Below are 2192 nucleotides of genomic sequence, written 5' to 3'. Positions count from 1 at the left end.
AAAATAAGAAAGAAAGGGGTTTTATTTTGTTTAAATTTTTTAAGAATAGATCAACTGCTATTTGTTATGCACTTCTTCTTAGTCTTATCTTTTTAAATGTAGTTGGTCCTTTAGGTGTTCCTCTAGGTATTTTACTTGGAGTGTGTTTAGGACAATTTAATGACAGAAAGAAAGATAATGCATTAGATAATTAAATAAAGCATTAAAGTAAAAGACCTAATAATATTTTATTGGGTCTTTTTTGTTTTGGTTTTTATGATTTTGAACTGCAAATTTCGGGGCGTAATGGGGGGGGATACTACGACCCCCCATTATTGTGCCGAGTGCCAACATTTTATTTTTATAGCTTTTCGCCTTTACTCTCCCAAGGCTTATAAGAGATTTAAAACGACCAACGTTTGTTGGCGATTTTACCAACGTTTTTCGATTGTTGTGCTAAAAGTTGTTAAAAGTACACAACTATGATACTATATTTTTAATAAATTTATTAGTTTAAAAGGAGAAAAAAATGACTGAGAAAAAAAGGTTCACAATTACTATGTCGGATAGTTTTTATGAGTATTTAGAAGAATTATGTAAAGAAAAAGGATTGAGTAAATCAGCAATGCTTACATTGATTTTAGATGAATATAAGAAAGGAGAAAAATGAGTATAAAAAAAGAGCGTCCTCGCAAAAGACCGCTCTTGAACATATGCTTATATTTTCAAAGGTAATTATATAACATGACTAAAAAAATAACAAAGGCTAGAAATTTTGCATTTATTTTATATCCAGAAAGTCTTCCTGAAGATTGGGAGGATTGTTTAATTAAGTTAGGGGTTCCAATGGCTATTAGTCCATTGCATGATAAAGATGTAAGTGAACGTAAATTTGAAGATATGAATGATAATGAAAAAGACATTGTGAACAATGGAGATAAAGTATATAAAAAAGCGCATTATCACATTTTATATATAGCTAAAAATCCAGTTACGATTGAGAGTGTTAGAAACAAAGTTAAACGCGCTTTAGGTAAAGAATCTGTTTCGCATATAGAAGTTGTTGATAGCGTAGAACACTATTATCAGTATTTAACACATGAAAGTTCAGATGCTATTAAGAAGAATAAACATAAGTACGATAAAAAAGATATTAATACTATTAATGATTTTGATATAGAAAGATATGTATTTTTAGATGAAAGTCAGAAAAGAAGTTTGAAAAACACTTTGTTACAAATTGTTAAAACAAAACATATAGTAAATGTAATAGATTTAATGTCTTTCTTGGAATTATATGGTGATGAATATGACGTTGATAATATGAATTATGTTCAAGATGTTATTAGTGCTAATGCTAGTAGTTTTAGACTTTGGTTTGAAGGTAATTATCAATGTGGATATAGAGCAAGATATGCACAAAGAATTAACAGTGTAACAGGAGAAATAGTAAATGAAGAATGATAATATACTGGATTGTGTTTGCAAAATAATAGATAAATATAAATTAACTAATATAAGAGAATTAAGGCGTTTTATAAATAAATGTGATGGGCAATTTGGTTTAGTGAATATGAAAAACATAAATAAAGTCATAAGTTTAAATGTTGACTTAATTAGATTACATTTTGATTTTAATTTTTCAGAGCTTAAAGGTTCGAAAGATTCTTAGTGAATTAAATTTTATACACGTGAGTGATCAAAAATTTATGAACATTAGCAACCACCATTTTTGGTTGCTGGGCTTTTTGGTTTTGAACTTTTGGACTTCCGGTTTTCGGAAGTCCAATTTTTGCGTAAGCAAAAACATGCCTCGCAGAGCACACGGTTTAACGACTTATAAAATAAGTCTAGTGTGTTAGACTTTAATAAATAAAGGCCACGAAAACCAATGAAACAGGAGGGCAATTATATGTCGTATTCTATAATTAGAGTTGCAAGAGTAAAATCAAAAACAAACACAACTGGAATCCAAAAACATGTTCAAAGAGAAAATAAAAATTATGAAAATGATGATATAGATTTAGAGAAGTCGTATTTAAATTATGATTTAGTGAATGATAGTGATATTGATTTTAATCAAAAAATAGATGAGAAAATAGAACAGAATTATGCAGGTAAAAGAAAAATACGAAATGATGCTATTAAACATATTGATGGCGTTATTACATCAGACGAGGATTTTTTTAAATTTAAGAGTACAGAAGATATAA

At 28.4% G+C, this 2192-nt stretch carries 4 protein-coding genes; all 4 read left to right on the top strand.

All coding sequences use genetic code 11. From position 1 onward, the window contains the following. Positions 1-194, top strand: a 194-nt coding sequence (locus DTI93_RS09405) for a hypothetical protein (RefSeq protein WP_249080698.1), incomplete at its 5' end; no start/stop codon positions are given. A gap of 314 nt (positions 195-508) precedes the next feature. Next, positions 509-649: a ribbon-helix-helix protein, CopG family gene (locus DTI93_RS09400; RefSeq protein ID WP_069819227.1), complete on the top strand. Its 141-nt coding sequence runs from the start codon at positions 509-511 to the stop codon at positions 647-649. Positions 650-723: 74 nt separating this feature from the next. Beyond that, positions 724-1443 (top strand): Rep family protein, encoded by a 720-nt coding sequence (locus DTI93_RS09395; RefSeq protein ID WP_069819226.1) that lies wholly within the window; start codon positions 724-726, stop codon positions 1441-1443. Positions 1444-1891: 448 nt separating this feature from the next. Then, the coding region (locus DTI93_RS09390; RefSeq protein ID WP_249080696.1) for a plasmid recombination protein at positions 1892-2192 on the top strand (301 nt) is incomplete at its 3' end.

This window comes from Parasaccharibacter sp. TMW 2.1884 (assembly GCF_023337695.1).
Classification (GTDB): domain Bacteria; phylum Pseudomonadota; class Alphaproteobacteria; order Acetobacterales; family Acetobacteraceae; genus Bombella; species Bombella apis.
The sequence above is the reverse complement of the archived record's forward strand: the minus strand, read 5'-3'. Positions and strand labels throughout refer to the sequence as shown.

Coding starts and splice junctions, on each gene's coding strand:
- DTI93_RS09395 (WP_069819226.1), top strand. CDS start 724: ATGACTAAAAAAATAACAAAGGCTAGAAATTTTGCATTTATTTTATAT.
- DTI93_RS09400 (WP_069819227.1), top strand. CDS start 509: ATGACTGAGAAAAAAAGGTTCACAATTACTATGTCGGATAGTTTTTAT.